Source organism: Streptomyces sudanensis, from assembly GCF_023614315.1.
Lineage (GTDB): Bacteria > Actinomycetota > Actinomycetes > Streptomycetales > Streptomycetaceae > Streptomyces > Streptomyces sudanensis.
Genome location: NZ_CP095474.1, coordinates 4,735,357 through 4,736,137, shown reverse-complemented (window position 1 = coordinate 4,736,137; position 781 = coordinate 4,735,357). Strand labels below are relative to the sequence as shown.

Annotated in this window: 1 pseudogene; it reads right to left on the bottom strand. The window is 77.7% G+C overall.

The annotated features are described in order from the left end of the window. Positions 1-70: 70 nt before the first annotated feature. A pseudogene (locus MW084_RS21935) lies at positions 71-752 on the bottom strand (SbcC/MukB-like Walker B domain-containing protein); the annotation flags it as partial. Positions 753-781: the final 29 nt, after the last annotated feature.

Genomic DNA, 781 nt, shown 5'->3' with positions numbered 1-781 from the left:
GTANANGNGNNNGNCCCCGGTNCNGNNNNCGCCGCCCGGCCGGCCCCTTCCCGTACCGCCCGCCGTCCCGTCAGCCGTCGGCTGCTCCGGCCGCCCAGAGGCGTACGCGGGAGCCGTCGCGGCCCTTGAGGAGCTCCAGTTGGGTGGGGATGCGGCGGCGCAGGTCGGGGACGTGGCTGACGATGCCGACGCTGCGGTCCCGTTCGCGCAGGGAGTCCAGGACGTCCAGCACCTCGTCGAGGGTCTGCTCGTCGAGGCTGCCGAACCCCTCGTCGATGAAGAGGGTGTCGAGCCGGACGCCGCCCGCCTCGTCGGTGACGACGTCGGCGAGGCCCAGCGCCAGGGCGAGGGAGGCGAAGAAGGTCTCGCCGCCCGAGAGGGTCGCCGTGTCGCGTTCGACGCCGGTCCACGCGTCGACGACGTGCAGGCCGAGGCCGGCGCGCCTGCCGCCGCTGCGGGCGTCGGAGTGGACGAGGGTGTAGCGGCCGGCCGACATCCGCTGGAGCCGGGCGGTGGCCGCGGCGGCCACCTGTTCGAGGCGGGCGGCCAGGACGTACGACTCCAGGCGCATCCGCCGCTCGTTCTCGGCGGAGGTCCCGGCGGTGAGCCCGGCGAGGCGGGCCACCCGGTCGTACTCGGCGCGCAGCGGGCCCAGCGCGCGGACCTCGTCGGCGACGCGGGCGGAGAGCCGGTCGAGTTCGGCGCACCGGTCGCGGTGGGCGGCGAGCGCCGCGGCGGCGGCGCGGGCGGCGNCGCTCGGCGGCGTCGTGGGCGGCGGTGG